Here is a 26,698-nt window from a genome sequence, read left to right as displayed (position 1 = left end):
GCCGCCGGTGAGCGGCTACGCGCCACTCACGGGGACAGGCGCGACGCGACCCACTCGCCCTCGACCCGCCTGAAGGCCTCGCGGTCGTGGAGCCGGTTCGCGCGGCCTTCCCAGAACTCGATCACCGCGGGCAAGAGCCGGAAGCCGCCCCAGTGCGGCGGGCGCGGCACCGAATCCGGATACTGCGCGTCGACCTCGGCCAACCGCGCCTCGAGCCACTCCCGGTCCGGGATGACCTCGGACTGCGCCGACGCCCACGCGCCCAGCTGCGACCCGCGCGAACGGGTCACGAAGTAGGCGTCGGACTCCTCCGGCGACAGCACCTCGACCGCGCCCTCGAGCCGCACTTGGCGGTGCAGCGGCTTCCACAGCACCGCCAGGGCCGCGCGCGGGTTCGCGATCAGCTCGCGGCCCTTGCGCGACTCGTAGTTCGTGAAGAACTCGACGCCCCGGGCATCGATGCCCTTGAGCAGCACGAAGCGCACGGACGGCATGCCGCCGGCGTCGGCGGTCGCGAGCGCCATGGCCTCGGGCTCGACCACGCCCGCGGCCACCGCGCCTTCGTACCACTGCCGGAACTGCTCGAGCGGCTCGCTCACATCGCCATCGCGATGTACTTGATCTCCAGGTACTCGTCGATCCCCTCACGCCCGCCCTCGCGGCCGAAGCCGGAGGCCTTGACGCCGCCGAACGGCGCCGCGGCGTTGGAGACGAGCCCCTGGTTGAGCCCGATCATGCCCGTCTGGAGCTTCTCGCTGACGCGGAACGCCCGCTTGATGTCGTTCGTGTACAGGTAGGCGACGAGGCCGTACTCGGTGTCGTTGGCGGCGGCGATCGCGGCTTCCTCGTCGTCGAAGCCGATGACGGGCGCGACGGGGCCGAAGATCTCCTCCTTCAGCAGCCGGGCGTCCGGGGAGACGCCGGCGAGCACCGTCGGGTCGAAGAAGTAGCCCGCGCCCTCGCGCTCGGACCCGCCGACCAGCACCGAGGCGCCCTTGTCCTTGGCGTCGTCGACCAGCTCGGCGACCTTCCCCCGCTGCGTGGCGTCGATCAGCGGCCCGACCTTGACGTCGTCCTCGACGCCGCGGCCGACCTTCATCTCGCCCAGCTTGCGGGCCAGCTTCTCCGCGAACTCGTCGGCGATCGACGAAGCCACGTGGAAGCGGTTCGCGGCTGTGCAGGCCTCGCCGATGTTGCGCATCTTGGCGATGACCGCGCCCTCGACGGCGGCGTCGACGTCCGCGTCGGCGAAGACGAGGAACGGCGCGTTGCCGCCGAGCTCCATCGAGGTCCGCAGCAGCCCGGGAGCCGACTGCTCGACGAGCTTGATGCCGACCGCGGTCGAGCCCGTGAAGGTCAGCTTGCGCAGGCGCGGGTCGCCGATGATCGGCGCCGAGACCTCCGCCGAGGACGACGCGGTCAACACGTTCAACACGCCCGCCGGCAGCCCCGCCTCCTCGAAGATCTTTACCAGCGCGAGCATGCTCAACGGCGTCTGCTGCGCGGGCTTGATGATCATCGTGCACCCCGCGGCGATCGCGGGGCCGATCTTGCGCGTGCCCATCGCCGCCGGGAAGTTCCACGGCGTGATCGCGTAACACGGGCCGACGGGCTGCTTCATCGTGATCAGCCGCCCGACGCCGTTGGGCGCGGTCCCGAAGCGCCCCTCGATGCGGACCGCCTCCTCGGAGAACCAGCGCAGGAACTCCGCGGCGTAGGTGACCTCGGCCTTGGACTCGGCCAGCGGCTTGCCCATCTCCAGCGTCATCACGAGCGCGAGCTCGTCCGCCCGCGCGACCATCGACTCGTACGCGCGGCGCAGGATCTCGCCCCGCTCGCGCGGCGCGTGGGTCGCCCACGTCTCCTGGACCGCGCACGCGGCGTCCAGCGCGGCCTTCGCGTCATCCGGGGTCGCGTCGGCGACGGAGGCGATGACCTCGCCGGTCGACGGGTCCTCGACGTCAAGCGTCGCACCGCCAGAAGCGTCGATCCACTCGCCACCGATGAACAGCTGCGTCGGTACCGCGTCGACCGCGGTCCGTTCCTGGGTTGCGCTCATGCCGCCACCGTCTCCGTTCCGAGCTCCTCCGAGATGGACACGTCAAGTGAATAGTCGATGGGGACCACGATCAGGCTGGGGAGCTCGAGCGACAGTGCGTGCCGCAGGCGTGAACCGAAGTCCTCCACGGAATCACAGCGCCAGGCCGGCATGCCGAAGGCGTCTGCGAGCTTGACGAAATCTGGGTTGGTGAAGTCTGTCCCGAAATGGCGGCCGAACTTCTTGTCCTGCTTCCAAACGATCGAGCCGAATTGGGAGTTCTCCCAGATGACGTTGACGATCGGCGTCTTGAGCCGGACCGCCGTCTCGAGCTCTTGGACGTTCATGAGGAAGCCGCCGTCGCCGTTGACGGTCACCACGCGCCGGCCGGGATGGACGAGCTTGGCCGCGATCGCCGTCGGCAGCGCGATCCCCATCCCCGCCAGGCCGTTGGCGATCAGGACCGTGTTCGGCTCGTGGGCGGGGAACATCCGCGCGATCCACAGCTTGTGCAGCCCGACGTCGGAGATCAGCATGTCGTGGCGCCCGAGCGCCTGGCGGATCTCCCACAGCGCCCGCGGCGGCTGCATCGGGAACGCGTCGTCGTCCTTGGCGGCCTCGAAGCGGCCGAGCACGATGTCGTCCAGCCGCGAGCGGACGACCGTGCGGGGCGAGTGCCGCAGCTCCTCGGCCAGCCGGCTGAGGATGTGGTAGAGGTCGCCGACGAGGTCGATCTCGGTGACGAAGTTCGCGTCGACCTCGCTCGGGACGCTGTCGATGCAGATGATCTTCTTGTCGCGCTTCGGGTTCCAGTTCGACGGCGCGTGCTCGACGAGGTCGTAGCCGATGGTGATGACGACGTCGGCGTCCTCGAACCCCGCCAGCGCGTAGTCGCGTGACTGCAGGCCGACGGTGCCGAGCGCGTGCGGGTCCTCGAAATCGAGCGCGCCCTTGCCCATGAACGTCTCGGCCACGCCGATCCCGGTCGCCCGCACCAGCTCGCGCAGCGCCGGCGCCGCACCCGCTCGCGAGACGCCGTTGCCGGCCAGGATGATCGGGTAGATCGCATTGCCGATCAGCTCCGCGGCGCCCAGCAGGTCGGCCGCGCTGGGCTCCAGCCGCCGGCGCCCGGCGCCCGCGGGGAGCGGCTCGGCGTCGATCTGGTCGCCCATGACGTCCTCGGGCAGCTCGATGTGGGTCGGGCCGGGTTTGGGCTCCTGGGCCACCTTGAACGCCTTGCGGACGACCTCCGGGATCACGCCCGCGGCGTTCAGGCGCGTGTTCCACTTCGTCACCGGCTTGAACATCGAGACGACGTCGATGTACTGGTGCGACTCCTTGTGCATCCGCTGCAGATCCGCCTGCCCAGTCAGGGCGACGAGCGGCGAGCGGTCCAGGAACGCGTCGGCGACGGCGGTGATCAGGTTCGTCGCGCCCGGCCCCAGCGTGCCGAGGCAGACCCCCGCGCGACCGGTGAGGCGCCCGTACATGTCGGCCATGTAGGCGCCGCCCTGCTCGTGGCGCACGGGAATGAAATCGATCGACGAATCCTGCAGGGACTCATTCAGGTCAAGGGTCTCTTCGCCCGGGATGCCGAACACGTACTTGACGCCCTCGACCTCGAGGCACTCCACGAACAGGTCAGACGCCTTGCGAGAACTCAATGTCCGCAACTCCTCCACAGCAGGTGTGTCCGGCTAACTTAGATGCCACGCCGTGCCGCTGATCCTATGACTCGCACTCTGTCTCTCATCGCGGCCGCGCTGTTCCTTGCGCTTACCGCGCCTGCCGCGCTCGCCAAACCCAAGACGACGTTCACGATCCGTGGCGCCGGCTTCGGCCATGGCGTCGGGATGAGCCAGTACGGCGCGATGGGCTACGCCGAGCACGGATCGAACGCCGCGCAGATCCTCGCCCACTACTACTCGGGCACCGCGCTCGGGACGACCGACCCGAACCGCAAGGTCCGCATCCAGCTGGTCGCCGACAGCACGTCGCTGCGGATCTCGGGCGCCAAGCAGGCGGGCTCGCGCAAGCTCGATCCGACGCAGACCTATACCGTCAAGCGGCGCGGGCTGACCCAGGTCGACCTCAGCGCGAACGGCAAGCGGCTCGCGACGTTCACGGCGCCGCTGCAGGTGGGCGGCGATGTGATCGCGCTCAGCGGCGTCGGCAGCTACCGCGGCGTGCTCGAGTTCGCGCCCACGGTCCTGAAGGGGCTCTCGGTCATCAACTCGGTGGGCCTGGACGACTACCTGCAGGGCGTCGTCCCGGCCGAATCGCCCGCCTCGTGGCCGGCGGAGGCGCTGAAGGCGCAGGCGATCGCCGCCCGCACCTACGCGATCACGACCGCCAAGAGCGCCGACTTCGACCACTACGCCGACACCCGCTCGCAGGTCTACAAGGGCGTCGGGATCGAGACCGCCGCGACCAACGCGGCCGTCGCGGCGACCCGCGGCCAGATCGTGACCTACAACGGCCAACCGGTCGTCACCTACTTCTTCTCGACCTCCGGCGGCAAGACCGAGGACGTCGAGAACACGACCCTCGGCAACGAGCCCAAGCCCTGGCTGAAGTCCGTCGACGACGAGTACGACGGCGTCTCGCCACGCCACCGCTGGACGACGAAGCTGACGATGCGCCAGGCGGCGCGCAAGCTCGGCCGTCTCGTGCAGGGCACGTTCAAGGGCATCCGTGTGACCAAGCGCGGCGCGTCGCCGCGGATCATGACCGCCGAGGTCGTCGGCTCGAAGGGCACCACGCCGACCGACGGCGCGACGCTGCGCACGAAGTTCGGCCTGTTCGACACGTGGGCGTACTTCACGGCGATCAGCGCCGAGAAGGCGCCCGATGACGGCGCGCCGAGTACCGACGGCTCGGGCGGGGCGACGATCCCGCCGCGCTCGTTCGCCTTCCAGTGGCCCGCGGCGGCCGGCGTGCTGCGAGGCACCGTCGTCGGCGGTGGGTCGCGCGGCCTCGTGCAGCAGCGCGTCGACGGGCGCTGGACCGACGTCGCCGCCGTCAAGCTCCGCCACGGCGCCTACCGCTACACGGCGACTGAACCCGGTACCTACCGCGTCGTCTTCGGCGACGCCGCCGGCCCGTCGATCACGCTCTAACCTGCGAACACCCGGACGACGGTCTCGGCGACGCAGACCGGCTTCGTCTCGCCCTCGCGCTCGAAGGTCACTTCGAAGACCACCTGGGCGCCGCCCTGGATGTCCGTCACTTCCTTGACCTTCGGGGCGACGCGGACCTTGGACGGGATCGGCACCGGCGCCGGGAAGCGAACCTTGTTGAGGCCGTAGTTGAGGGCGAAGGTGAAGCCCTCGAGCTTGAAGACCTGGTTGTTGAGGTACGGGCCGAGGCTCAGCGTCAGGTAGCCGTGGGCGATCGTGCCCTTGAACGGCGTCTGCTTGGCGCGCTCGACGTCGACGTGGATCCACTGGTGGTCCCCGGTCACGTCGGCGAACGTGTTCACGTCCTTCTGCGTGACCTCGTGCCAGTCGGAGGTGCCGAGCGTCTCGCCCTCGGCGGCCTTGAGCTCTTCGAGTCCGGTGATCGTCCGCATAGCGGGGCACCATACTTCGGGCCGTGCCCGCTCCGCTTCTCTTGTGCGACACCCCCGGACTGCTCTACCGCGGCTTCTTCGCGCTCCCTGATTCGATCAAGGGCGCCGAAGGCCGGCCGGTCAACGCCCTCGTCGGCTCCGTGAACATGACGTTGTGGTGCATCGAGAAGTACGCCCCGCGCGCGGTGGTCATGTGCTTCGGCCAGGAGTCCGCGACCTACCGCACCGACGCCTACCCCGACTACCACGCCGCCCGCCCGGAGATGCCGGATGACCTGGCGTGGCAGTGGGAGCGCGCGGGCGCGCTGTACAGCGCGCTCGGGTGGACGGTGCTCGGCCACGAGTCGCTGGAGGCCGACGACCTGATGGGCTCCTTCGCGGCATTGGAGACGGAATCGGGCGGCGAGACGCTGATCCTCACCGCGGATCGCGACATGTTCCAGTGCGCCAACGACTCGGTCACGATCCTGCTGCAGAAGGCCCGCCAGCAGGGCCCGGACGAGGTCGGGCCCGACCAGGTGCGCGAGATCTACGGGATCGACCCCGCGCAGGTGCCGGACTTCATCGCGCTGCGCGGAGACCCGAGCGACGGCCTGCCGGGCGCCAAGGGGATCGGCGCCAAGACGGCGGCGGACCTGCTGCGCCGCAAGGGCGACCTCGACCACGTGATCCTCGGCGCGATCCGGGAAACGCCCTCGGTGCGCAAGGCGCTGATCGAGCAGGCCGAGCAGCTGCGGACCTTCAAGGACATCGCGACGCTGCGGATGGTGGCGCTCGACCGCCCGGCCGACGCGCCGACCGACTACGCGGGCGGCGCCAAGGCGGCCGAGGAGATCGGGATGGGGCGGCTCGCCAAGCGCCTCAGCGACGCGGCTCAGCCCGGGTGAGCAGGTCGTAGGTGGTGTCGCCCACCCAGTGGGCGGCACCGACGGAGATCGGCATGTCCGTCGCCTCGTGGATCCGCTGCGCCGCGCGATCCGCGCCCGCCCGATCGGTGGCGGGCAGCAGGGCGAGGAGCTCGTCCGCCTCCCAGCGCACCACCACGTCGGCGTCGCGCAGGATGCCGGCGAGCACCGGTGCGACGCTCTCGGCGGTGCCGAGCGGGACGACGATCCGGACCAGCGCGAAGTCACGGCCGTAGCGCACGCCTTCCGCGACCAGGCGGTCGAGCAGCAGCCGACCCACATCAGGGCCCGGCAGGACGAAGGGCCGTCGCACGGCCCGACACTACCTACGCCCGGCAGGCGTGGCTATAGCCAAAAGTTCTCATGCGCGTTGGTTTCCGCCATTGGGTCGGCCATCTTGGCCGAGACCATCGCGAAGACGGCCGTCACATCGCCGTCGTTGCGGGTCGCCCGCGGCGTCGAGGGCTCGATGAAGACCGCGTCACGCGGACCGAGGGTGATCACGTCGTCGCCGAGCTTGATCGTGATCTCGCCCTCGAGCACGAGGTAGATCTCCTCGACGGTCGTGTGGCTGTGACCCCAGGTGGGGTCGCCCCCGGGCGGAGTGTTGGCCATCCCCGGCTCGAGCACCCGGATGTTGAAGCCGAGCTGCGTGGAACCCATCGGGCGGGCGTAGCCAAGGAAGGCGCCCGGATTGTCACCTGTGTAGTCGGGCGCCTCGGCGCCGCGCATGACGCTGTATTCGCTCATCCCGTGTGCTTGATCGTGATCACGTCGCCGTCGGCCATCAGGTAGTCGCGGCCTTCCAGGCGAAGTGTGCCCTTTTCGCGCGCGCCGGCATAGCCGCCGGCGTCGACCAGCGCGTCCCAGCCGATGACCTCGGCGCGGACGAAGCCCTTCTGGATGTCGGAGTGGATCTGCCCAGCCGCGTGCCAGGCGGTGAGGCCCTGGCGCAGGTGCCACGTCTGGGCGGGCTTGTCCTCGCCGGCGGTGAAGAACGCGATCAGCTTCAGCAGGCCGAAGGCGCCGTCGACCACGCGGTGCAGGCCGGACTCGCCGATGCCGAGCTCTTCCCGCATCATCGCCGCCTCTTCGTCGTCGCCGAGGTCGGAGAGGTCCGCCTCGACGCGGGAGGAGACGGCCACCGCACCCGCGCCGGTGGCAGCCGCGTGGTCGGCGACGACGCTCGGCACCGCGTCTTCGCCCTCGTCGACGTTGGCGACGAACAGCACCGGCTTGCCGGTCAGCGGACTCAGGTTGCGCAGGGCGTCGGGGGCGTCCTGCGGGACCGGGACGCTGCGCGCGGGCTTGCCGGACTGCAGCGCCTCGATGATCTGGCGCAGCCAGACCTCCTCGGCCACGGCCGCGCGGTCGCCGGAGCGGGCGTCGCGGATGACCTTGCTGTGGCGGCGCTCGGCGGTGTCGAGATCGGCGAGCAGCAGCTCGGTCTCGATCGTCGCGATGTCGCGCGCCGGGTCGACCGAACCCTCCGGATGGATGACGTTGTCGTCGGTGTGCGTGCGCACGACGTGCAGGAGCGCGTCGCACTCGCGGATGTTGGCCAGGAACTTGTTGCCCAGGCCCTCGCCCTTCGACGCGCCGGCGACGAGGCCGGCGATGTCGTGGAACTCGATCGTGTCCCAGACGATGTTCGAGGCCTTCACGGTGGCCGCGACCTGCTCCATCCGCTCGTCCTTGACCGGGACGACGGCGACGTTGGGCTCGATCGTGGTGAAGGGGTAGTTCGCCGCTTCGGCGCCCGCCTGGGAGAGCGCGTTGAAGAGGCTCGACTTGCCCGCGTTGGGCATGCCGACCAGGCCGACCTTCATCATCGGCCCAGGCTCCCGATCGCGATGCCGAGCGCGGCGCCGGCCGCGACGTCGGACGGATAGTGCACGCCGAGATAGAGCCGGCTGAGGCCCATGGCCGCGGCCGCGAGCTGCAGCGGCGCGCCCGGGATCAGCGCCCCGAACGCGCGCGCGGCGGCGAACGACGAGGTCGTGTGGCTCGACGGGAAGGAGAGTCCGGTGGGTGTGGCCATCAGGTGCGGGAGGTCCTCCACCGCCGGGCGCTTGCGGCCGACGGCGAGCTTGATCGACGTAGACGTTGCGTAGGCCGCCCCGATGGACGCGGTGGCCCGCAGCCAGCGACCGCGGCGCCGCCGGTCAACTAAAGCAGCCGTCGCGCCGGTCGCCAGCCAGATCGCCCCGTGCTCGCCGAGATGCGAGTACCGGCGCACCCAGGTGACGGTGTCCGGCGAGTGCGCGAGCAGCCGCACCCGCCGGTAGAGCGCAAGGTCGACGGCGTTGAACTGAACCCGCCAGGCGGGTTTAGAAGCCGATTCGCTGGTCGTCTGATTCAACGCGCAGGTACACGACTTGGCCCACATCGACGAGGACCGCGCCGTCGGAGGACTCGACCTCCACCCAGCGCTCCTTGCCTTCCTTGAGCGTGTCGCTCAGGTTGCTGAGCGCCGCCTCGGACAGGCGTAGTGAGAGCACTTGGCCGCCATGGAACCCGACGGCGGTGCGACGTACGGCGTTGGGACTCAATGTGCCTCCACGGGCTGGACGAGCTCGGTCAGGACGCCGCCGGCCGTGGCGGGATGCAGGAACGCGACCTGCGTCCCCCGGATGCCGGTGCGCGGCGTCTCGTCGATCAGCCGCATCCCCGCCTCGCGCGCCGCGCCGAGCGCGGCCTCCACGTCGTCCACCTGATAGGCGACGTGATGCAGCCCCGGCCCCTTCTTCGCCAGGAAACGCCCGACGGGCGAGTCCTCGCTCAGAGGCCTGAGCAACTCGACATGGCTCTCGCCGACGTCGAGCAGCACGGCCTCGACCCCCTGCTCCGCGATCGTCTCGCGGTGCACGAGCGGCATGCCATAGGTGCGCGTGTGGAGCTCGATCGCCGACTCCAGGTCAGCGACGGCGAGCCCGATGTGGTCGATGCGGCCGAACACGGCTGCGAGTGTATCTTCGAGGTACGTGAGAGTTGCGTTAGTGGCGAACCGCCGGTCCGGGCGTGGACTGGACCCGGCATGGCTCGCCTCGATGCTCGGCGGTGCGGAGATCTTCGGGCTGGGCGAGCTGGACCGGATCGCCTCCGTCGATCGCATCGCGGTCTGCGGCGGAGACGGAACGATCGCGCCGGTCGCGGAGCGCGCGTCGTCCCTGGGCGTGCCTTTGGCGGTGATCCCGGGCGGGACGGCGAACGACTTCGCGCGTGCGCACGGCATCCCGCTCGATCCGCGGGAAGCTGTGGCTTTGGCCGCGTCGGGTGAGACGTTGCGCTCGCTGGAGCTGGCGCGCTTGAGCACGGGGCGACCGTTCGTGAACGTCGCCAGCGCTGGTTTGTCGTCGGTCGCCGCGCGGAGAGCCGCGCCGCTGAAGTCGCGCTTCGGACCGCTGGCCTATGGGATCGGTGCCTCGCGTGCCGCGCTGAGCGGGCGCCCGTTGGACGTCACCGTTCGCGTGGATGAGTTGATGGTGTTCTCCGGCCGCGCCTGGCAGGTGATCGTGGCGTCGAGTGGAGCGTTCGGCGGCGGGTCGGGGATCGGCGCGGCGGATGCGACCGACGGTCAGGTGGACGTCGTGGTCGTGCCGGCGGGGTCGCGCGTGGCGTTGGTCCGGCGGGCGTGGGGGTTGCGGACGCAGACCATTGAGCGGCAGCGGGCAGTGCCGCACTTCGCGGGGCGAGAGGTGCGCGTGGCGCTGCCGTCCGGCACCGAGCTCAACGTGGACGGCGAGTTCGTCGATGGCGGCCTGGACCGTGTGTCCGCCAGTCCGGCCGCGTTCGCGCTCGTCGTGCCCGGAAGTGGCGCGTAGCCGCTCGCACGCACGACGACCGTCGAGTTTCTGGCGTACAGCGCGAGAAAGTCGACGCTCGCGGCGCGTGACCCCGCGCGCGGCGGCAAGACCGCGGCTGCGGCGGGCTACGCGATCCCGACGCCGTCCGCGCCGGCCCGCTTGACGCCCTCCAAAGCCTCACCCGCCCGAGACACCACGGACTCACCCGCCTCACCCGCGACACCCACCGCCACACCCACGGAGACCGTCCGCCCGATCCGCAAGGGCGCCTGGGCGCGCAGTTCCCACCCGATGTGCTCCGCGGCCGACGTCCGGGCGGGGTCAAACGTCACGACGAACTCATCCGGCCCGACCCGGAAGGCCTGCGACCCCGGCGGCATCAACTCGCGCAGCAGGCCCGCGGTGGCGCGCAAGACGTCGTCCCCCGCCGCCTGGCCGCCGGCGTCGTTGATGTCCCCCAGGCGGTCCACGTCGACCAGCACCACACCCGAGCGGTCCGGGAGCGGCGGCAGGGCCGCATGCAAACCCGTCAGTGGGTCGCGCGAGACCCGCTCGCGCAGCTGGGAGATCATCGACGCCATGCGAAGGCCGCTCGCGGCCTGGAGCGCCAGCAACTCGAGCAGTTCGACGTCCTCGTTGACCGGGCGGCGGTTGCCGCGGTCGGCGACGACGATCAGGCCGAGCCGCTCGCCCGCGGCACTCAGCGGGAGCACGATCAGCGACCCGACGCCCGCGCGGCGCAGGACCTCGTGGCCGACGAACCCGCGGCCGGCGCTGTCACCCACGGTGTAGGACGACGTGCCCTCGTCCACCCACGACGCGATCGACGCGAGCTCCTCCGAGGCCAGTTGCGAGAACGCCACGCCGAAGGGACCCTCGGCGAGATGCGGGTAGAGCGCGCCGTGGCCGTCGGCCAGGGCGACCACGCCCGACTCGAAGCCCGAGAGCTCAAGCGCGGCCGACAGGGCCTCGCGGACGACGCCTTCGGGGTCCTCGGTGGAGGCCAGCCGCACCGCGGTCCGCGCCAAGCGCTGGGCGGGCGAGGACGCGCCGACCGCGCCGACCTCCTCCACCCGCGCCGACAAGAGTGCAGCGCAGCGCTCGATCTCGGCCACGGCGGTCGCGTCGATCGCCGTCACCGACTCGGCGTTCAGTACCCCGATGACGTGTCCGGCGACGACCAGCGGGAAGCAGACCTCGGCGCGCACGCCCGGGACGGCGGGCAGGTAGTCCGGCGCGTCGCCCACGTCGTGAACGATCGCGGCGTGCCCGGTGCGGAAGACCCGCCCGACGATGCCCGTGCTCGGCGCGAGCCCGTCGAAGACCTGCCAATAGCCGCGCACGGCGCGGCAGCGCAGCCGGCCCTCCTGCGCGAGGTAGACCGCGGGCAGCAGGCCGCGGCGGGCCAGATGGTCGACGATCGCTTCACTGGCGTCGCGTGCCGTGCAGGCCTTGTCGAGGTCGCGCTCGAGCCGGCCCGAGACCGCCACGCGACGCGCGGGCTCGGACTCACAAGCCGTCGCCTCCAGCGGCCACGCCTCGCCCGGGCGGCCGAAGAGCCAGCCCTGGCCGTAGTCGATCTCCATCGCCCGCAGCGCCTCGAGCTCTTCGACGCGCTCGACGCCCTCGGCGACCACGCGCGCGCCCACCTCGCGGGCGAAGGCGGCGGTCGCCCGCAGCACGGCCTCGCGGGTGGAGTCCAGGTCGACGCCCGCGACCATCCCGCGGGAGAGCTTGAGGAAGTCCGGCCGGATGTCGGCGACGTACTCCAAGGACGTGAAGCCCGCGCCCGCGTCGTCGACCGCGACCAGCGCGCCGCGGGCGATCCACGGCCGCAGCCGCTCGCGCAGCAGCGCGTGATTCAAGACGGTGTCCTGCTCGGTCAGCTCGATCACGAGCCGCGACGGCAGCTTGCCCGCCAGCTCGAGCAGCCCGGGATGGCCGAGCGCCTCGGGCGAGAGGTTCACCCACAGCAGCCGCCCGTGGGGCGGGACGCCGGCGGCGGCGATCGCCCGCCAGCACGCGACCTCGAGGTCGTCGCGCAGGCCGGCGCGGGCCGCGGCGGCGAGCGTCACATCCGGCGGAAGCGCGACCAGGCCCGGCGGCGTGGGAAAGCGCGCCAGGCCCTCGTACCCGATCGTCCCGAGGTCAGAGAGCCGGACGATCGGCTGGAACACGGCGCGGATCGCGCCGGGCTCGAGCAACACCCTGAAGTCGTCTGCGGCGCCCATCCTTTCGGGAGATCGGCCGCAAACGCATCATCTGTACCGCTCAGGAGGTCTGTTGGACATCTGTTGCCTCGGCGGCAGCCACCCACAGGTGGCCGTTTGCGACCCGCCGGGGCGTCTCGACGTCGGCCATGATGCGCTCAATGTCGTCGCGTTCCAGGACTTCTTGGCGCAGCAGGGCATTCGCGAGCTCGTTGAGGTGCGCGCGATGCGATGTCAGCAATTTGACCGCGCGGCGCATCGCCTCGTCGGCGAGGTGCTGCTGCTCGGCGTCGCGCAGCTCGCGCGTGCGATCGGAGACCGCGCCGCCCTCGGCGGCGAGCTGCAGCGCCGCGACCGAGGTGCCCATCGCCCACTCGTGGATCATCGCGCGGGAGATCTGCGCGACCTGCTTGAGGTCGTCCGACGCGCCGGTGGTGACCGCGCCGAAGACGAGCTGCTCGGCCGCGCGGCCGCCCAGCAGGACCGTCATCTGGTCCAGCAGCTCGGTCCGCGTCTTGAGGTAGCGGTCCTCTTCCGGGAAGTGGAGCATGTAGCCGAGCGCCGTGCCGCGGGGGACGATCGAGACCTTGTGGGTGCGGTCGACGCCCGGCAGAAGCTCTGAGCAGAGCGTGTGGCCCGACTCGTGGAAGGCGATCACGCGGCGCTCGTGCTCGGTCAGCCGCCGGCGGGACTGCATGCCGGCCACGACCCGCTCGAGCGAGCTGTTGAAGTCCTCCTGGTTGAGCGTGCTCCGGTGCCCGCGGGCGGCGGAGATCGCCGCTTCGTTGGCGATGTTCGCCAGGTCGGCGCCGGTCAGGCCCGCCGTGTGGCGCGCGATCGTCGCGAGGTCGACGTCGGCGACCGGCTTGTTGCGCGTGTGGACCTTCAGGATCGCCTCGCGGCCGTTGACGTCGGGCGCGCCGACGAGGATCTGGCGGTCCAGGCGACCGGGCCGCATCAACGCCGGGTCGAGCTTCTCGAGCAGGTTGGACGCCGCGATCACGACCAGCTCGTTGCTGCCGGCGAAGCCGTCCATCTCGACGAGCAGCTGGTTGAGCGTCTGTTCGCGCTCGGAGTTGTTGTCCGAGCCGCGGACGGCGCCGACGGCGTCGATCTCGTCGATGAAGACGATCGCCGGCGAGTGCTTGCGCGCCTCGCGGAACAGCCGGCGGATGCGCTTGGCACCAAGGCCGGAGTACATCTCGACGAAGCTCGACGCCGACTGGGCGAAGAACTGCGCGCCGGACTCGTTCGCGACGGCCTTGGCCAGCAGCGTCTTGCCCGTGCCGGGAGGACCGTGCAGGATGATCCCCTTGGGAACCTTGGCCCCGAGCGCCTTGAAGCGCTTCGGGTCGCGCAGGAAGTCGACGACCTCCTGCAGCTCCGCCTTCGCCTCGTCAGCACCCGCGACGTCGTCCCACTTGATCGAGACGCTGGAGTCCGGCTTGATCTCCTGCGGCTTGGTGCTCGGCATCATCCGGATCATCCGCCAGAGGAAGAAGACGATCAGGGTCATGAAGATCGACGGACCCCATGTCTGGATGAAGTCCTTGGTTTGGTCCCACAGGCTCATGTGGGACCAAGTATCGCCGCGCGTCCGGGTTTGGCTAGGGGGTCTGGACCCTAGTTCGAGTCCTCCACCCTCAGTATTTCGGCCAGAGCCGCGCGGCCCACTTCCAATTGGCGCTCGTCGGGCTCGCGGGTGCCGATCAGGCGCTGCAGCTCGTAGCCCGGCTTCTTGAGCGCCTTCGTGACCGGGGAGTCGGCATGGCGCTCGGTCCACGCGAACACCTCGACGGCCGCGGCGGTGGAGGCCAGCGCGACCGCTCCGCCCGTCACTGCGTTGGGACGGGCCGCCGCGCGCTTGAGCAGCAGGGTGCCCGCCAGGTTCGCGACCAGCATCGGCGCCATCAGGTGCGAGCCGCAGCGCTCGTGCTCCTTGAGCGCGTCCCGCGCGTCCTCGTCGTCGGCCTCGTAGGCGGCGATCGCCTTGTGCTCGACGCCGTGGTAGGCGGCCAGCTCCCCGCCGCGCAGGGCAAACAGCGCCGGGGTGAGGGCGATCAGCGACGACGCCAGCTCACCGGAAACACCGGGCGCGCGACGCCGCAGCAGCGTGCCGGCGATCGACGCGCCCGCGGCGACGCCGAGCACGCTCGGCTGCTCGAACGCCATCTTCGCTTCGGGCAGGCCCTTCTTGACCAGCGGGATGACCGCGAATGCCTCGCCGAGGCGGACGAGGCCGCGCACGCCGGGCACGTCGTCGGCGAAGCGCACCCGCGGCTTGGCGCCGGACGCGACCTTCACGTCACCCGCCTTGGTGCGAACGGCGGCCGCCCAGTGGGTCGGGCCGTGCACCAGCAGGCCGTTGCGCAGGGCCATCCCGCCGAGGCGCAGCTTGTCCTTGGGAACGGGCATCAGGTCAATAGCCTCCCGGGCAGGTCGTGAAAGAACGCGGCGGCGAAGCCGAGGTCGCGGATGTCGATGCGCTCGTCCTTGGCGTGCATCAGCGGCCAGGTCTCGTACACCGTCTGGTGGCGCTGGGGGAAGAAGCCGTAGGCGACGCAGTCCGGGAACGCCACCCGGAACCAGCGGCAGTCGGTGAACGCGGGCAGGACCGTGGGCACCGCCTCGGCGCCGGGATCGTTCTCGGAGAGCCAGCCGCCGATCGCGTCCATCAGCCGCGACTCGACCGGCGAGCGGTTGCCGGTCACCTCTTCGGTGAACGTGACCGGGAGGCTGTCGTCCTGCAGGACCTCCCGCGCGCGCTTGAGCGCCACGTCGGTGCCCATCCCGGGCGGGACGCGGCAGTCGACGCGCACCTGCGCGCGGGCCGGGATCACGTTGATCTTCGAGCCCGCCGAGACGATCGTCGGCGCGAACGTGACGCGCATGGCGGCGTCGAGCAGCGGAGCCAGCCGCGGCTCCACCGCGGCGATCCGCTCGAGCGCCGCCTTCGGGTGCTCCGGGTCCTCCCCGAGCGCGGCGACGAGCGCGCTCGTCGCCTCCATCAGGTCGTAGCGGGGACGGTTGGAGCCGAGCCGCGTGATCACCGGCGCGAGCTTGAGCAGCGCGTTCTCGGCCAGGCCGGGCACGGACGCGTGGGCGGCGGTGCCGGTGGTGTCGACGTTGAAGCGGAAGGTTCCCTTCTCGGCCACGCAGACGCCATACAGGCGGCGGTCGCCGTAGGGCATGACCGCGCCCGCGCCCTCGTTGAGCAGGAAGTCCACTCGCGAGAGGTCCGGCCGCTGCTCGGTGATCCACTTGGCGCCCAGTTCCCCGCCGGTCTCCTCGTCGGAGACCGCGATCACCTTCAGCGTGCCCTTGAAGCGCGCGCCCGAGCGGGCGAGATGGGCGGCCGCGACGGCCTCGGCGGCGGTCTGGTTCTTCATGTCGATCGTGCCGCGGCCGTAGAGGAAGCCGTCGCGCACCTCGCCGCCCCACGGGTCCTCGGTCCAGTCCTCGCTGTCGGCCAGCACCGTGTCCACATGGGAGAGGTAGCCCAGGACCGGGCCGTCTTCGCCCCCCTCGTATTTGGCGACGAGGTTGGGTCGCTCGGGCTCGGCGCCGTCGAGCTCGCACTCCAGCCCGGCGTCCGTGAGATAGCCCGCGAGCCACTCAAGGCATTCCCGCTCGTTGCCCGGCGGGTTGACGGTCTTGAAGCGGATCAGCTTCGCCAGGACCTCGGCGGTCTCGTCCTGCAGATCTTCGGCGAGCCCCATCGCTAGAGCGTAGTGGCGACCCCCGCGACCCCACCCGCCACGAGCACCCAGATCGGCGCTATCCGCAGCAGCGCGACGCCAGCCAGCGCCAGCACGACCCACTGCCACGCGTGCTCGAACGAGTCCAGCAGCGGGACCGCGGCGCCGAGGATCGCGCCCGCGGCGGCCGGGCCGGCGCCGTCGAGGAACGCGCGGACGTGCTTGGAGCCGCGCAGGCGCTCGAAGTGCGGCCCGCCGATCAGCACGAACGCGAAGCTCGGAGCGAAGGCGATCGCCGCCGCCACCAGGCCGCCGCCGAGCCCCGCGGCGCCGTAGCCGACGAACGCGACCGTGTGGACGACCGGGCCGGGCGTGATCTGCCCGTAGGCGACCGCGTTGGCGAAGGCCTGCGGGCTCATCCACGCGCTCGCGTCCTCGCGCATCAGCGGGATGATCACGTAGCCGCCGCCGTAGGACAGCGCGCCGACCTTGATCGAGAGCCAGACGAGCGCCGGCCAGACCGTGGACTGGAGCGTGTAGCGGCCCAGCGAGGCGAGGCCGCAGAGCAGCAGCACGGCGACCACGTAAGGCCCGAGGAACACCGCGCCCGCCGTTCCCGCGACGACGTAGACGAGCCCGCGCCGCGGGTCGATCAGCGCGATCCCCGCCTGCGCGACGACGGCCACGACCGCCGCCGCGGCGCCGGCGCCGAACCCGGCGATCCACGCCGGCGGCTCGCTGGAGAGCGACACCGCCGCGATCGCGAGCACCGCGATCAAGCCGGGCAGGATGAACGCGAGCCCGCCCACGACGGCCCCGGTCCGCCCCGCCACGCGCATCGCCGTGAAGATCGCCAGCTGCGTGCTGGCCGGGCCGGGCAACAGGCTGCAGGCGGCGAAGGCATCCTCGAACTCGCGCGTGTCGATCCACGCGCGTCGCTTCACCGTCAGATCGCGCAGCAGCGCGACGTGGGCGGGTGGCCCGCCGAAGCCGAGCACGCCGATCCGCCCCCACTCGCGCGCCACCGTGGTCAGGGACGCGAGGGGCACGCCGCATACTTAGCGCAATGGGACGGCTCTTCGACGTGCCCGACGAACCGGCCGGGCGCTCGGAGCCCCCGGCGGGCGACCTGCCGCTCGCCGCGCGCATGCGCCCGCGCACGCTGGAGGAGTTCGTCGGCCAGACCCACCTGCTCGGACCGTCGAGCGCGCTGCGCACCGCGATCCAGTCGGGCGAGCCGCACTCGATGATCCTCTACGGACCGCCCGGGACCGGCAAGACGACGCTCGCGCGGATGTCGGCCGAGTACGCCGACGCCGCCTTCGAGGAGCTGAGCGCGGTCGAGGCGGGGCGGGCGGAGGTGCGCGAAGTGATCGCCCGCGCTCGCGAACGACGCCGCAACGGCCGCCACACGATCTTCTTCCTCGACGAGATCCATCGCTTCAACAAGGCCCAGCAGGACGCGCTGCTGCCGGCCGTCGAGGAGGGCCTGGTCGTGCTGGTCGGCGCGACGACCGAGAACCCGTACTTCGAGGTCAACTCCGCCCTGATCTCCCGCGCGCAGGTCTATGAGCTGCACGAGCTCACGCAGGACGACATCGCGGGCCTGCTGCGGCGGGCGCTCGACGAGCTCGGGCGGACCGTGTCCGACGAGGTGATCGACTTCATCGCCGGGCGCTCCGGCGGGGACGCGCGGTCGTCGCTGAACGCGCTCGAGCTGGCGCTGGACACGTCCGCGCGCACCGGCCAGGAGGTCACCCTGGCCGACGCCGAGGACGCGATGCAGCGCAAGGCCGTCCGCTACGACAAGGGCGGCGACCAGCACTACGACTACATCTCGGCCTGGATCAAGTCCACCCGCGGGTCGGACCCGGACGCGTCGCTCTACTACCTCGCGGCGATGCTCGAGGGCGGCGAGGACGCGCGCTACATCGCGCGGCGGATGATCATCCTGGCCTCCGAGGACATCGGCAACGCCGCCCCGCAGGCGCTGCAGGTGGCGGTCGCGGCCGCGCACGCGGTCGAGCACGTCGGGCTGCCCGAGGCGCACTTCGCCCTCGCCCAGGCCGCGGTCTACCTCGCGCTCGCCCCGAAGTCCAACGCCGCGGGGATGGCGCTGTCCGCGGCGCGCGCGTACATCCGCGAGCACGGAGCCGCGCTGCCACCGTCCGCGTTGCGCGACGCCCACTACCCGGGCGCGAAGTCCCTCGGCCGCGGAAAGGGCTACGACTACCCGCACGATCACCCGGGCAACGTCAACGACCAGGAGCACCTGCCCGAAGGCCTCGAAGGCCTGCGCTTCTACGACCCGGGCGACACCGAGCCGACGATGCGCGAGCGGCTCAACGCCGCGCGCAGCGCGAGGCGCCGAGATGCGTGAAGTGGGCGCGAGGCGGGCCGGCGCGCGCGACGCGAGCGTCGACTTTCTCGAGTACAGCGCGAGAAACTCGACGCTCGCGGGCCGAGACGGCGCTCTGCCCCGGCCGCGGTGGGCGCGTGACTGACGCCGTCGAGATCCGCGCGCCCGCCAGCGGCGCACTGCTCGGGACGCTCGACCCGGTCGACCTCGCCGGCGCCGCGGCGGCGGCCAGGATGGCGCAGCCGCTGTGGTCGCTCGTGCCGGTCGCGTCCCGCGCGCGCTACATCCGGCGCACGGCGGTGGCGATGCTCGACGAGCTCGACGCCGTCGCGCTCAGGCTCGCGGACGAGACCGGCTGGCCGAAGAGCCACATCGTCCGCTCCGAGCTCCTGCCCACCGTCGAGGGTCTGCACCGGCTCGCCGCGGACGGGCCGCGGGCGCTCGCCGACCGGCGCCTCGCCTCGCGGGTGGCGCTGCTCGCGGGTCGCAGCACCCGCCTGATCCAATCGCCGGTGGGCGTCATCGGCCTGCGCGGCCCGTCGGCCTCGCCGTGGGCCGAGCCCGTCCTGGAGGCCGCTGCGGCGCTGCTCGCCGGAAATGCCGTGATCCTCGCCGCGGGGGCGCCGCTCGCCGCTCAGCGCCTGCGCCAGATCTTCCTGCGTGCCGGCCTTCCCGGCGAGCTTCTGACCACCGCCATGCCGCCCGCGCCCGGGCTCGAGGACCACTGCCGGCGCGTGCTCGACCTGCAGCCGCCCGCCCGGCTCGGGACCCTGCTCGTGCTCGAGGGCGCGCCGAGGGATCAGGTGGTCGAGGCCGCCCTGTGGGCCGCGTTCGCCGGATCGGGGCGTCACCCCGCCGCCGCGGGCCGGCTCGTGATGGTCGAGGGCGCCGTGGTCGGCCTCGTCGAGGCGCTGCGCGAGGGCGCCGCGCGCCTGAAGGTCGGCGACCCGCGAGCCGAGGACACCGACATCGGCCCGAGCGCGCCGGGCGTCTTCGCGACGCCGATGATCCTCGACGGCCTCACCGCCGAGGACCCGCGGTTCACCCGCCCGGATGGACTCACGCTGGCGGTCGTCGTGGTCCCGGACGCCGATACGGCCGTCCGCGTCGCCGCCCGCGACGGTCGCGCCGGCCCGATCTCCGTCTGGGCCCGTGACCGCTACAAGGGCGAGCGGGTCTCGCGCCGGCTGCCGTCGGAGACCACGTGGTTCGGCCGCCACGGGCTCTCGCCCACGGCGCCGGAGGTGCGAATCGCGCGCCACGTCGTTCCGCGCCAGCTCGAATGGCGCGCCGCCTGGGCCCCGGGGACGCCGCGGCTGCCGGTGCGCGACACGTCGTTCATGACCGCTGTGGCCGAAGCGCGCCACGGGCGGGAGTCGCGCCGCTGGCCGGCGTTGCGAGCGCTCGTGCGGTCCGCGCGCAACCGGTGAGTGGCGGCGGCCCCTCCGCTCGCACCACTCACCGTCGCGCACACACCCCTCTTACATGGACCCAGTGGTCCCCCTTGCCCGGCATTTTCCGTCTCGTCGGATGACCCCCGCAATGGAGATATGTCGAAGGGCGGCAGGGCTTCCATGCATCGAATGTCGGAAGCCGGGATCGCACATAGCCCCTAGGGTGGGATCATGGGTCGCAGTCCTGACGTCGTCGTGGTGGGCGCTGGCGTCGTGGGCGCCTCGTGCGCCTACTACCTGGCCGCGGCCGGCGTGTCCGTCCGGCTCTACGATCGCTCCTACGTCGCCTCCGGGAGCTCCGGCTCGTGCGAGGGCAATGTGCTCGCGTGGGACAAGGAGCTCGAGCGCGAATTGCCGCTCGCGCTTCGCTCCGGCGACCTCTGGCAGGGCCTCTCGGCCGAGCTGGACGACTTCGAGTACGACCGCAAGGGCAGCATCGTCGTCGCCGAGACCGAGGCCGAGTTGCTCGCCTGCGCCGAGCGCAACCGCGTGCTCGCGGGCCTGGGCGTCGAAGGCGAGGTGCTGGACGCGGACGCGCTGCGCCGCGAGGAGCCGTACGCCGCGCACGACCTCCCGGGCGGCGTCCTCTATCCGGCCGATGCGCAGCTGGAGCCGCGGCTGGCGACCGCCGCGCTCGTCCGCGGCGCCGTGCGCCTCGGGGCGGAGCTGGTCACCGACGTCACGGTGAAGGCGATCCTCCGCGGAGCCGACGGCCGCGCGACCGGCGTGGAGACGAGCTCCGGCCGCGTCGGCGCGGACATGGTCGTCATCGCCGCGGGCGTGTGGACGCCGAAGCTGCTCGAGACCGCGGGGTTGACCGTCCCGGTCACGCCGCGCAAGGGCCAGATCGTGGTGCTCGAACGCTCTCCCGTGGTCTTCCGCCGCAAGCTGAGCGAGGCGGGGTACGTCGCCGCCGTCGAGGCCGACGACGCCGCCCTGCAGATCGCGATGGTGGTCGAGTCGACCCCGTCCGGCACCGCGCTGCTCGGCAGTTCGAGACAGCACGTCGGCTTCGACCGCGAGGTCGAGCTGGGCGTCGCCGGCGCGATCGCCCGTCGCGCCGCCCGCTTCTTCCCGGTCCTCAACGACGCCCGCGCGCTGCGGGTGTACGCCGGCCTGCGCCCGCTGACGCCCGATCACGTGCCGATCATCGGCCCGTTCGCGGAGGCGCCGAACATCTGCGTCGCCACCGGGCACGAGGGTGCCGGCATCGGCCTCGCCCCCGCGACCGGCGAGCTCGTCGCGTTGTGGCACACCGGCGCGCCGAGCCCGGTGCCGATCGAGTGGTTCTCGCCGGACCGCTTCGCCCCGGTCGAGCTGGCCGCCTCGTGATCGAGGTGATCGTCGACGGGCGCGCGCTCACCGCGCCACGCGGGCAGAGCCTCGCCGCGGTGCTGCTCACCGCCGGCCAGGAGACCCTGCGCGACAGCCCCGCGGGCAACCCGCGCGGCCTCTACTGCGGGATCGGCGTGTGCCAGGAATGCCGCGTCGTGGTCGACGGGGTCGTCGTCCGCTCGTGCATCACCCCCGTGACCGCGGGCATGCGGGTCACGACGGGCCACACGTAGGGGCCGAGTCGCGACACCTGCCGGTCGGGTCCGGCCCCACTTCAGGCATCTGCCGGTTGGGCGCAAACCGGCGCCAGACATAGCGTTCCGCTCGGAGGAGCAACACCTCAACGGAGGGGGACAGATGAAGCAGCACATCGCGGCGCTGGCCGTGGTGACCGCGCTGGCGGCGGGAGCGCAGCCGGCGGCGGCGGCCGTGCCGGATCTCGAACGCACCTCGGCCACGGAGCTGGAGGCGAAGCTGACGGCGGGTGAGCTGACGTCGGTCGAGCTCACCAAGGCCTACATCGACCGCATCGCCGCGGTCAACCAGCGCGGCCCGGCGCTCAACGCCGTCCGCGCGCTCAACCCGAACGCGCTCAGAGAAGCGCGGGTCTCCGACCTCGCCCGCGCGACGCACAGCGTCCGCGGGCCGCTCGAAGGCCTGCCGGTCCTGCTCAAGGACAACATCGACGTCGCAGGGATGCCGACGACGGCGTCCTCGATCGTGCTCGAGCACTCGGTGCCCGACAAGGACGCGTTCGTCGTGCAGCGCCTGAAGGCCGCGGGTGCGGTGATCCTCGGCAAGGTCAACCTGACCGAGTTCGCCGCGTGGGTCTCCAACAACCAGTCCAGCGGCAACGGCTCGCTGCACGGGCAGGTGCTCAACCCGTACGACACCTCGACGGACCCGGGTGGGTCCAGCGCCGGTTCGGGCGTCGCCGCCGCGGCGGGCCTCGCCGCGCTGACGATCGGGTCGGACACCGAGGGCTCGATCCTCTCGCCCGCGACCCAGAACGGCGTCGTCGGCATCCGCCCGACCACGGGCTTGTGGAGTCGCACGGGCGTCGTGCCGATCTCCGAGTCGCAGGACACGCTCGGGCCACTCGTGCAGACCACGAGCGACGCGGCGCTGCTGCTCAACGCCCTGACCGCGGTCGACCCGGAGGACCCGCACACCGCGGAGACCGCGCCCGTCGTAGGGACGGACTACACGGCGGGCCTGAAGCCGGACGCCCTCCAGGGCGCGCGGATCGCCGTCACCAGCGGCGGCAGCGCACAGTACGCGGCCGCCAAGACCGCGCTCCAGAACCTCGGCGCGACGCTCGTGACGATCACCCTCCCGAACTTCCCCACCGCGCAGTCGCTGCAGACCCGCGAGTTCCGCCGCGACCTCAACCACTACCTCTCGCGGCTGCCCGCGAGCGCGCCGATCAAGAGCTACGACGAGGCCTACGCCTACTTCCACGACCATCCGGAAGAGGGCCTGAAGTACGGCGACTCGCGGTTCGGCCCGCCCGCGCAGTACCACCTCGAGAACCCCGACGAGGAGGCCGAGTACGAGGGCGTCAAGACGTTCGAGATCAACCGCGCGCGGACCTACCTCGACGGGCTGCTCAACGGTGTCGACGCCGTGCTGCAGACCCAGCTCGGGCTGATCTCGCCTGCCGCCTTCGCGGGCTACCCGATCGTCAGCGTCCCCGGCGGCTTCCCGGCCGACACCGGACGCCCGGTCAACATCACGTTCGTCGGCCGCCGCTTCTCCGAGGCGAAGCTGCTCGGCTACGCCTACGCGTACGAGCAGGCGACCAAGAACCGCAAGCCGGCGTCGGAGATCAACCCCGCGTCCTGGCGCTGCGTGCCCGGCACCGCCGCCTATGACCCGGTCGGCTGCGGCCCGTTCGCCGGCTTCGCCGGCCCGCTGACCGACGCGCTGATCGCGCCGGTGCTCGACCTCGAGCACCTGAGCATCAACGACATCCAGCGGCGCTTCGCCGCCGGGACCTTGACGAGCACGCAGCTCGTGAAGGCGTACCTGGACCGCATCCACTACGTCAACAACCAGGGGCCGGGCATCGACGCGGTCCGTGCGATCAACCCGGGCGCGCTGGCCGAAGCCGCGGCTCCGCGGCCGGGTCCGCTCTCCGGCATCCCGGTCCTCGTCAGTGACACCATCGACGTGGCGGGGATGCCGACCACCGGCGGTTCGCTGGCACTGAAGGACGTCGTGCCCACCAAGGACGCCGCGGTCGTGACGAAGCTCAAGGCGGCGGGCGCGATCATCCTCGGCAAGGTCAACGTGACCGAGCTCAACGGGATGGTGGCGACCGGCATGCCCGCGGGCTACGGCTCGCTGCACGGCCAGGTGCTCAACCCCTACGACGTGCGCACCTCGACCAACGGGTCCAGCGCGGGTGCGGTGGCGGCGGCCGCGGCCGGCCTGGCCGCGGCCACGATCGGGGTCGAGACCGACGAGACCACCTCCGGCACCAACAACGCGACCAACAGCGCGTCGATCTCGGCGCTGGCCCCCGCCGCGGCGACCGGCGTCGCCGCGTTCCGGCCCACGTTCGGCCTCGTCTCGCGGACCGGCGTGATGCCGGTCGCGCGCTCGCAGGACATCCCGGCCCCGGTGGGCAAGTCCGTGGCCGACATCGCCTCGGTCCTCTCCGGACTGGTCGGCCCCGACCCGGCGGACGCCACCACCGCGAACGCTCCCGCGGTCGCGCCGGACTACGCGGCGGGCCTGACCAAGGGCGCACTGGCGGGCAAGCGGATCGGCGTGATCGCGCCGACGAGCGGCAACTCGCTGACGCCGTTCACGGACGCGGTGGCCGACATCACCGCGCTCGGCGCGACGATCGTCCCGCTGACGGCGCCGAACCGCCCGACGACGGCGAAGATCGTCGACCGCGAGTTCAAGCGCGACCTGGACGCCTACCTGGCGCCTTACGGCAAGTCGACGGCGGACATCGTCGCCTTCAACGACGCCCACCCGCGCGACACGCTGAAGTTCGGCCAGGCGCGCCTGCGCGCGGCCGCCGCGATCAACCTCGGCGACCCCGCGACCGCGACGTCGTACGCCAACGACCTGGCGAACGGCCGGACGCTGTCGAAGGCGTACATCGACACGCTGCTGGCCAACGCCGGCGCGCCGGTGGACGCGATCCTCTCGCTGACCGCGACGATGGCGGAGGTCGGCACCCGCGCCGGCTACCCGCAGGTGTCGATCCCGGCCGGCTATGACGCGACCGCCCGCCGCCCGCAATCGATCTCGTTCACCGGCACCGCCGGCGACGACGCGAAGCTGCTCGGGTTCGGCTACGCGTTCGAGCGGGCCGCGCTCGTGCGCCAGACGCCGTCGGAGGTGATGCCGCAGACGTGGCACTGCATCGCGCCGATCGTCTACATCGACCGCACGAAGTCGTGCGGGCCGGGCGAGGTCGTCCCGGCCGACGCGGGCGGCGACGCGACCGTCGTGCCCGCCCCGGTGGGCGGCACGGTGGCGGCGACGCTGTCGCTGACGCTGGGCGCTCCGGCGAGCTTCGGGCCGTTCACGCCCGGCCTCGCGAAGGAGTACAGCGCCTCGACCACCGCGAACATCGTCAGCACCGCGCTCGACGCGACGCTGACGGTCAGCGATCCCGGCCACCTGATGAACGGGACGTTCGCGCTGCCGGAGCCGCTGCAGGTGAGCTTCAGCAAGTCCACCTGGGCCGCGCCGGTGTCCAACGACCCGGTGACGATCGCCTTCAAGCAGGCCGTGAAGGCGAGCGACGCGCTGCGAACGGGCGCCTACAGCAAGACGCTGACGTTCACGCTGAGCACTACGAATCCGTAGCTTCGGCCATCAGGAGGCCGAGCGGAATCGGACGGATCGGCTCCCGGGCGCTGAAGCGCTCGGGGGCCGGGACGCGCGCGGCGACGAGCCGCTCGCACACGCGGCCCTGACACGGTCCCTGCCCGCAGCGGGTGACGACCTTCAGGGCCGAGAGGGTGGTGGCGCCGCCGGCGACGGCGGCGTCGACCGCGCCCGCGGTCACGTCCTCGCAGCGGCAGAGCGTCGTGTCCGCGTCGACCAGCGTTCGCAGGCCGGGCCGCGGATCGAAGAGATCGGCGAGGATGCCGGCGAAGTTCGCGAGTTTGGCGCGGCGGGCGCGGAGCGGAGCGAGGTCGACCGCGGGCCGCGCCGGCACGACGCCGTTGGGCCGCGCGCCGTCGGCCTTCGCGGCGCCGAAGCGGCCCGTTGCGCCGGCCAGCGGCCCGGCGTGGCCGTCGACGCCCGCCGTCCCGGGGCTCGCGGCGTGGGCCGCGGCGGTATACCCCGCGAGTTCGCCCTCGGCCAGCGCGAGGTCGGCGCCACCGATCCCCGTCGCCTCGCCCGCCACGAACACGCCCTTGACCGACGTCTGCATGTCCTCGTTGTGGGCGACCGCGTCACCCGCCAGCTCGCAGCCCAGGGCGCGCGCCAGGTCGACGGACGGGAGGAAGCCGTAGGCCGTGCAGACCGCGTCGACCTCGAAGGTCTTCTCGGCGCCGGTGGGCGCCCAGTCCGGCCCCGCCTCGGCGATGGTCGCGGTTCGCACGCGCCCCTCGCCTGAAGCGCGCACGATGACGTGCCCCCACACGATCTTGCGGACCCGCGTGCGGTACTTGGCGTAATCGACGAGCCGCGCCGGATGGGCGGCCATCCGCGGCCCCACGCCCACCCACTCGCGTCGCCGCGTCGCCTCGGCGACGGCCACGATCTCCGCGCCCAGCGAAGCCAGTTGCGCTGCCACGGGGAGCAAGAAGGGTCCCGCACCCGCCAGGAGCACCCGTTTGCCCGGGAGCACGCCCTGGCCCTTCGCCAACGCCTGGGCGCCGCCCGCGGTCATCACCCCCGGGAGTGTCCAACCCGGAAAGGCGACCGGGCGGTCGTAGGCGCCGGTGCAGAGCACGATCGCGCGAGCGCGGACCCGCGAAGGCCCGTCGCCGGTGAGCATCAGCACGCCGGGCTCCGGCGTGCCCCACACGGAGCGGCCCGCGAGCAGCTCGGCGCCGGAGGCCGTGAACTCGGCCACCTGCGCGCGCGCCTCAGGCGGAAGCGATTTCGGCGCGGAAGCGCCGACCTCGTCGAAGCGACGTCGCCAGATCTGGCCTCCGGGCGCGGCGTACTCGTCGATCACGACGACCGACGACCCTGCCCTGCGGGCGGCGATGGCAGCGGCCATCCCCGCCGGCCCGCCGCCGACAATGGCGACGTCGACCTGCTTCTCCTCGCTCACCGGACGAGCCTACGTCCGGTCCGAGAGCCGACCAATCGCCAAATGTCGAGGGTTCGGCGCCC

The 26,698-nt window shown here is 72.0% G+C and carries 24 protein-coding genes; 8 read left to right on the top strand and 16 right to left on the bottom strand.

The genetic code is table 11. The features are described from left to right. Positions 1–26: 26 nt before the first annotated feature. Genes pdxH through OM076_RS34935 form a run of 3 tightly spaced genes read right to left on the bottom strand, consistent with a single transcriptional unit; the run spans position 27 to position 3,702 of the window. Positions 27–599: a pyridoxamine 5'-phosphate oxidase gene (pdxH, locus tag OM076_RS34945; RefSeq protein WP_270044801.1), complete on the bottom strand. Its 573-nt coding sequence runs from the start codon at positions 597–599 to the stop codon at positions 27–29. Then, positions 596–2,059, bottom strand: coding sequence for an NAD-dependent succinate-semialdehyde dehydrogenase (locus OM076_RS34940; protein ID WP_270044800.1), 1,464 nt, complete (start codon positions 2,057–2,059; stop codon positions 596–598). Before OM076_RS34940 ends, pdxH begins: the two co-directional genes overlap by 4 nt. Then, a complete protein-coding gene (locus tag OM076_RS34935) occupies positions 2,056–3,702 on the bottom strand; it encodes an acetolactate synthase large subunit (RefSeq protein WP_270044799.1) in 1,647 nt (548 codons plus the stop codon). Before OM076_RS34935 ends, OM076_RS34940 begins: the two co-directional genes overlap by 4 nt. A 66-nt stretch (positions 3,703–3,768) precedes the next feature. Here OM076_RS34935 and OM076_RS34930 point away from each other — a divergent pair, with 66 nt between their 5' ends. Continuing rightward, entirely contained in the window at positions 3,769–5,157 is a 1,389-nt protein-coding gene (locus OM076_RS34930) for a SpoIID/LytB domain-containing protein (RefSeq protein ID WP_270044798.1), read from the top strand. On the opposite strand, the gene OM076_RS34925 is transcribed toward OM076_RS34930, so the two are convergent. Beyond that, positions 5,154–5,609, bottom strand: a complete 456-nt coding sequence (locus tag OM076_RS34925) for a MaoC family dehydratase (protein WP_270044797.1) — start codon at positions 5,607–5,609, stop codon at positions 5,154–5,156. The two genes, OM076_RS34930 and OM076_RS34925, sit on opposite strands and share 4 nt — an antisense overlap. 23 nt (positions 5,610–5,632) lie before the next feature. On the opposite strand from OM076_RS34925, the gene OM076_RS34920 reads away from it, so the two are divergent. Next, positions 5,633–6,496, top strand: coding sequence for a 5'-3' exonuclease (locus OM076_RS34920; RefSeq protein ID WP_270044796.1), 864 nt, complete (start codon positions 5,633–5,635; stop codon positions 6,494–6,496). Here the strand turns inward: OM076_RS34920 and OM076_RS34915 are convergent. Genes OM076_RS34915 through mce form a run of 6 tightly spaced genes read right to left on the bottom strand, consistent with a single transcriptional unit; the run spans position 6,471 to position 9,473 of the window. Then, a complete protein-coding gene (locus tag OM076_RS34915) occupies positions 6,471–6,827 on the bottom strand; it encodes a diguanylate cyclase domain-containing protein (RefSeq protein WP_270044795.1) in 357 nt (118 codons plus the stop codon). The genes OM076_RS34920 and OM076_RS34915 overlap by 26 nt on opposite strands. Before the next feature lie 32 nt (positions 6,828–6,859). After that, positions 6,860–7,264 carry a cupin domain-containing protein gene (locus OM076_RS34910; protein ID WP_270044794.1) on the bottom strand — a complete coding sequence of 135 codons (405 nt, stop codon included), beginning with the start codon at positions 7,262–7,264 and terminating at the stop codon, positions 6,860–6,862. Continuing rightward, positions 7,261–8,343, bottom strand: a complete 1,083-nt coding sequence (gene ychF, locus OM076_RS34905) for a redox-regulated ATPase YchF (protein ID WP_270044793.1) — start codon at positions 8,341–8,343, stop codon at positions 7,261–7,263. The genes OM076_RS34910 and ychF overlap by 4 nt, the downstream gene beginning before the upstream one ends. Beyond that, positions 8,343–8,876 carry a phosphatase PAP2 family protein gene (locus tag OM076_RS34900; RefSeq protein WP_270044792.1) on the bottom strand — a complete coding sequence of 178 codons (534 nt, stop codon included), beginning with the start codon at positions 8,874–8,876 and terminating at the stop codon, positions 8,343–8,345. The genes ychF and OM076_RS34900 overlap by 1 nt, the downstream gene beginning before the upstream one ends. Next, positions 8,845–9,015 carry a hypothetical protein gene (locus OM076_RS34895; protein WP_270044791.1) on the bottom strand — a complete coding sequence of 57 codons (171 nt, stop codon included), beginning with the start codon at positions 9,013–9,015 and terminating at the stop codon, positions 8,845–8,847. The genes OM076_RS34900 and OM076_RS34895 overlap by 32 nt, the downstream gene beginning before the upstream one ends. A 47-nt stretch (positions 9,016–9,062) precedes the next feature. Beyond that, positions 9,063–9,473: a methylmalonyl-CoA epimerase gene (gene mce, locus OM076_RS34890; RefSeq protein WP_270044790.1), complete on the bottom strand. Its 411-nt coding sequence runs from the start codon at positions 9,471–9,473 to the stop codon at positions 9,063–9,065. Between the two features lie 25 nt (positions 9,474–9,498). On the opposite strand from mce, the gene OM076_RS34885 reads away from it, so the two are divergent. After that, entirely contained in the window at positions 9,499–10,338 is an 840-nt protein-coding gene (locus OM076_RS34885) for a diacylglycerol/lipid kinase family protein (RefSeq protein WP_270044789.1), read from the top strand. Between the two features lie 107 nt (positions 10,339–10,445). Here the strand turns inward: OM076_RS34885 and OM076_RS34880 are convergent, their stop codons facing one another. From OM076_RS34880 to OM076_RS34860, 5 genes are read right to left on the bottom strand one after another with little or no spacing between them, the layout of a single operon-like run. Beyond that, positions 10,446–12,551: an EAL domain-containing protein gene (locus tag OM076_RS34880; RefSeq protein WP_270044788.1), complete on the bottom strand. Its 2,106-nt coding sequence runs from the start codon at positions 12,549–12,551 to the stop codon at positions 10,446–10,448. A 40-nt stretch (positions 12,552–12,591) separates the two neighbouring features. Further along, positions 12,592–14,103 (bottom strand): ATP-dependent metallopeptidase FtsH/Yme1/Tma family protein, encoded by a 1,512-nt coding sequence (locus OM076_RS34875; protein WP_270044787.1) that lies wholly within the window; start codon positions 14,101–14,103, stop codon positions 12,592–12,594. 50 nt (positions 14,104–14,153) lie between these two features. Then, on the bottom strand, positions 14,154–14,945 hold the full coding sequence (locus OM076_RS34870) for a DUF1385 domain-containing protein (protein ID WP_270044786.1): 792 nt from the start codon (positions 14,943–14,945) through the stop codon (positions 14,154–14,156). After that, the gene (locus tag OM076_RS34865) at positions 14,945–16,249 is read right to left on the bottom strand and encodes a M20/M25/M40 family metallo-hydrolase (RefSeq protein ID WP_270044785.1); all 1,305 of its coding nucleotides are present in this window, start codon (positions 16,247–16,249) and stop codon (positions 14,945–14,947) included. Before OM076_RS34865 ends, OM076_RS34870 begins: the two co-directional genes overlap by 1 nt. A 2-nt stretch (positions 16,250–16,251) precedes the next feature. Then, a complete protein-coding gene (locus tag OM076_RS34860) occupies positions 16,252–17,277 on the bottom strand; it encodes a chromate transporter (protein ID WP_270044784.1) in 1,026 nt (341 codons plus the stop codon). A gap of 17 nt (positions 17,278–17,294) precedes the next feature. Here OM076_RS34860 and OM076_RS34855 point away from each other — a divergent pair, with 17 nt between their 5' ends. The 5 genes from OM076_RS34855 to OM076_RS34835 all read left to right on the top strand — a co-directional run bounded on the left by OM076_RS34855 (position 17,295) and on the right by OM076_RS34835 (position 25,210). Beyond that, positions 17,295–18,608: a replication-associated recombination protein A gene (locus tag OM076_RS34855; RefSeq protein ID WP_270044783.1), complete on the top strand. Its 1,314-nt coding sequence runs from the start codon at positions 17,295–17,297 to the stop codon at positions 18,606–18,608. Positions 18,609–18,724: 116 nt separating this feature from the next. Next, positions 18,725–20,017, top strand: a complete 1,293-nt coding sequence (locus OM076_RS34850; RefSeq protein ID WP_270044782.1) for an aldehyde dehydrogenase family protein — start codon at positions 18,725–18,727, stop codon at positions 20,015–20,017. A 195-nt stretch (positions 20,018–20,212) separates the two neighbouring features. Further along, positions 20,213–21,373: an NAD(P)/FAD-dependent oxidoreductase gene (locus tag OM076_RS34845; RefSeq protein WP_270044781.1), complete on the top strand. Its 1,161-nt coding sequence runs from the start codon at positions 20,213–20,215 to the stop codon at positions 21,371–21,373. Beyond that, complete coding sequence (locus OM076_RS34840; protein WP_270044780.1) at positions 21,370–21,609, top strand: (2Fe-2S)-binding protein; 240 nt, start codon at positions 21,370–21,372, stop codon at positions 21,607–21,609. Before OM076_RS34845 ends, OM076_RS34840 begins: the two co-directional genes overlap by 4 nt. Positions 21,610–21,733: 124 nt before the next feature. Beyond that, on the top strand, positions 21,734–25,210 hold the full coding sequence (locus OM076_RS34835) for an amidase family protein (protein ID WP_270044779.1): 3,477 nt from the start codon (positions 21,734–21,736) through the stop codon (positions 25,208–25,210). Here OM076_RS34835 and OM076_RS46485 read toward each other — a convergent pair. Further along, on the bottom strand, positions 25,197–26,636 hold the full coding sequence (locus tag OM076_RS46485) for an FAD-dependent oxidoreductase (RefSeq protein WP_270044778.1): 1,440 nt from the start codon (positions 26,634–26,636) through the stop codon (positions 25,197–25,199). The genes OM076_RS34835 and OM076_RS46485 overlap by 14 nt on opposite strands. Positions 26,637–26,698 lie beyond the last annotated feature (62 nt).

The sequence above is a fragment of the Solirubrobacter ginsenosidimutans genome (genome assembly GCF_027587205.1).
Note: the sequence above shows the minus strand (reverse complement) of the source record. Positions and strands in the feature narration are given on the sequence as shown.

Bases quoted from the DNA above. Each gene is read 5' to 3' on its own strand.
- OM076_RS34940 (WP_270044800.1), bottom strand. From the start codon at position 2,059: ATGAGCGCAACCCAGGAACGGACCGCGGTCGACGCGGTACCGACGCAG.
- OM076_RS34930 (WP_270044798.1), top strand. From the start codon at position 3,769: ATGACTCGCACTCTGTCTCTCATCGCGGCCGCGCTGTTCCTTGCGCTT.
- OM076_RS34925 (WP_270044797.1), bottom strand. From the start codon at position 5,609: ATGCGGACGATCACCGGACTCGAAGAGCTCAAGGCCGCCGAGGGCGAG.
- OM076_RS34910 (WP_270044794.1), bottom strand. From the start codon at position 7,264: ATGAGCGAATACAGCGTCATGCGCGGCGCCGAGGCGCCCGACTACACA.
- ychF (WP_270044793.1), bottom strand. From the start codon at position 8,343: ATGAAGGTCGGCCTGGTCGGCATGCCCAACGCGGGCAAGTCGAGCCTC.
- OM076_RS34880 (WP_270044788.1), bottom strand. From the start codon at position 12,551: ATGGGCGCCGCAGACGACTTCAGGGTGTTGCTCGAGCCCGGCGCGATC.
- OM076_RS34875 (WP_270044787.1), bottom strand. From the start codon at position 14,103: ATGAGCCTGTGGGACCAAACCAAGGACTTCATCCAGACATGGGGTCCG.
- OM076_RS34870 (WP_270044786.1), bottom strand. From the start codon at position 14,945: ATGCCCGTTCCCAAGGACAAGCTGCGCCTCGGCGGGATGGCCCTGCGC.
- OM076_RS34865 (WP_270044785.1), bottom strand. From the start codon at position 16,249: ATGGGGCTCGCCGAAGATCTGCAGGACGAGACCGCCGAGGTCCTGGCG.
- OM076_RS34855 (WP_270044783.1), top strand. From the start codon at position 17,295: ATGGGACGGCTCTTCGACGTGCCCGACGAACCGGCCGGGCGCTCGGAG.
- OM076_RS34845 (WP_270044781.1), top strand. From the start codon at position 20,213: ATGGGTCGCAGTCCTGACGTCGTCGTGGTGGGCGCTGGCGTCGTGGGC.
- OM076_RS34835 (WP_270044779.1), top strand. From the start codon at position 21,734: ATGAAGCAGCACATCGCGGCGCTGGCCGTGGTGACCGCGCTGGCGGCG.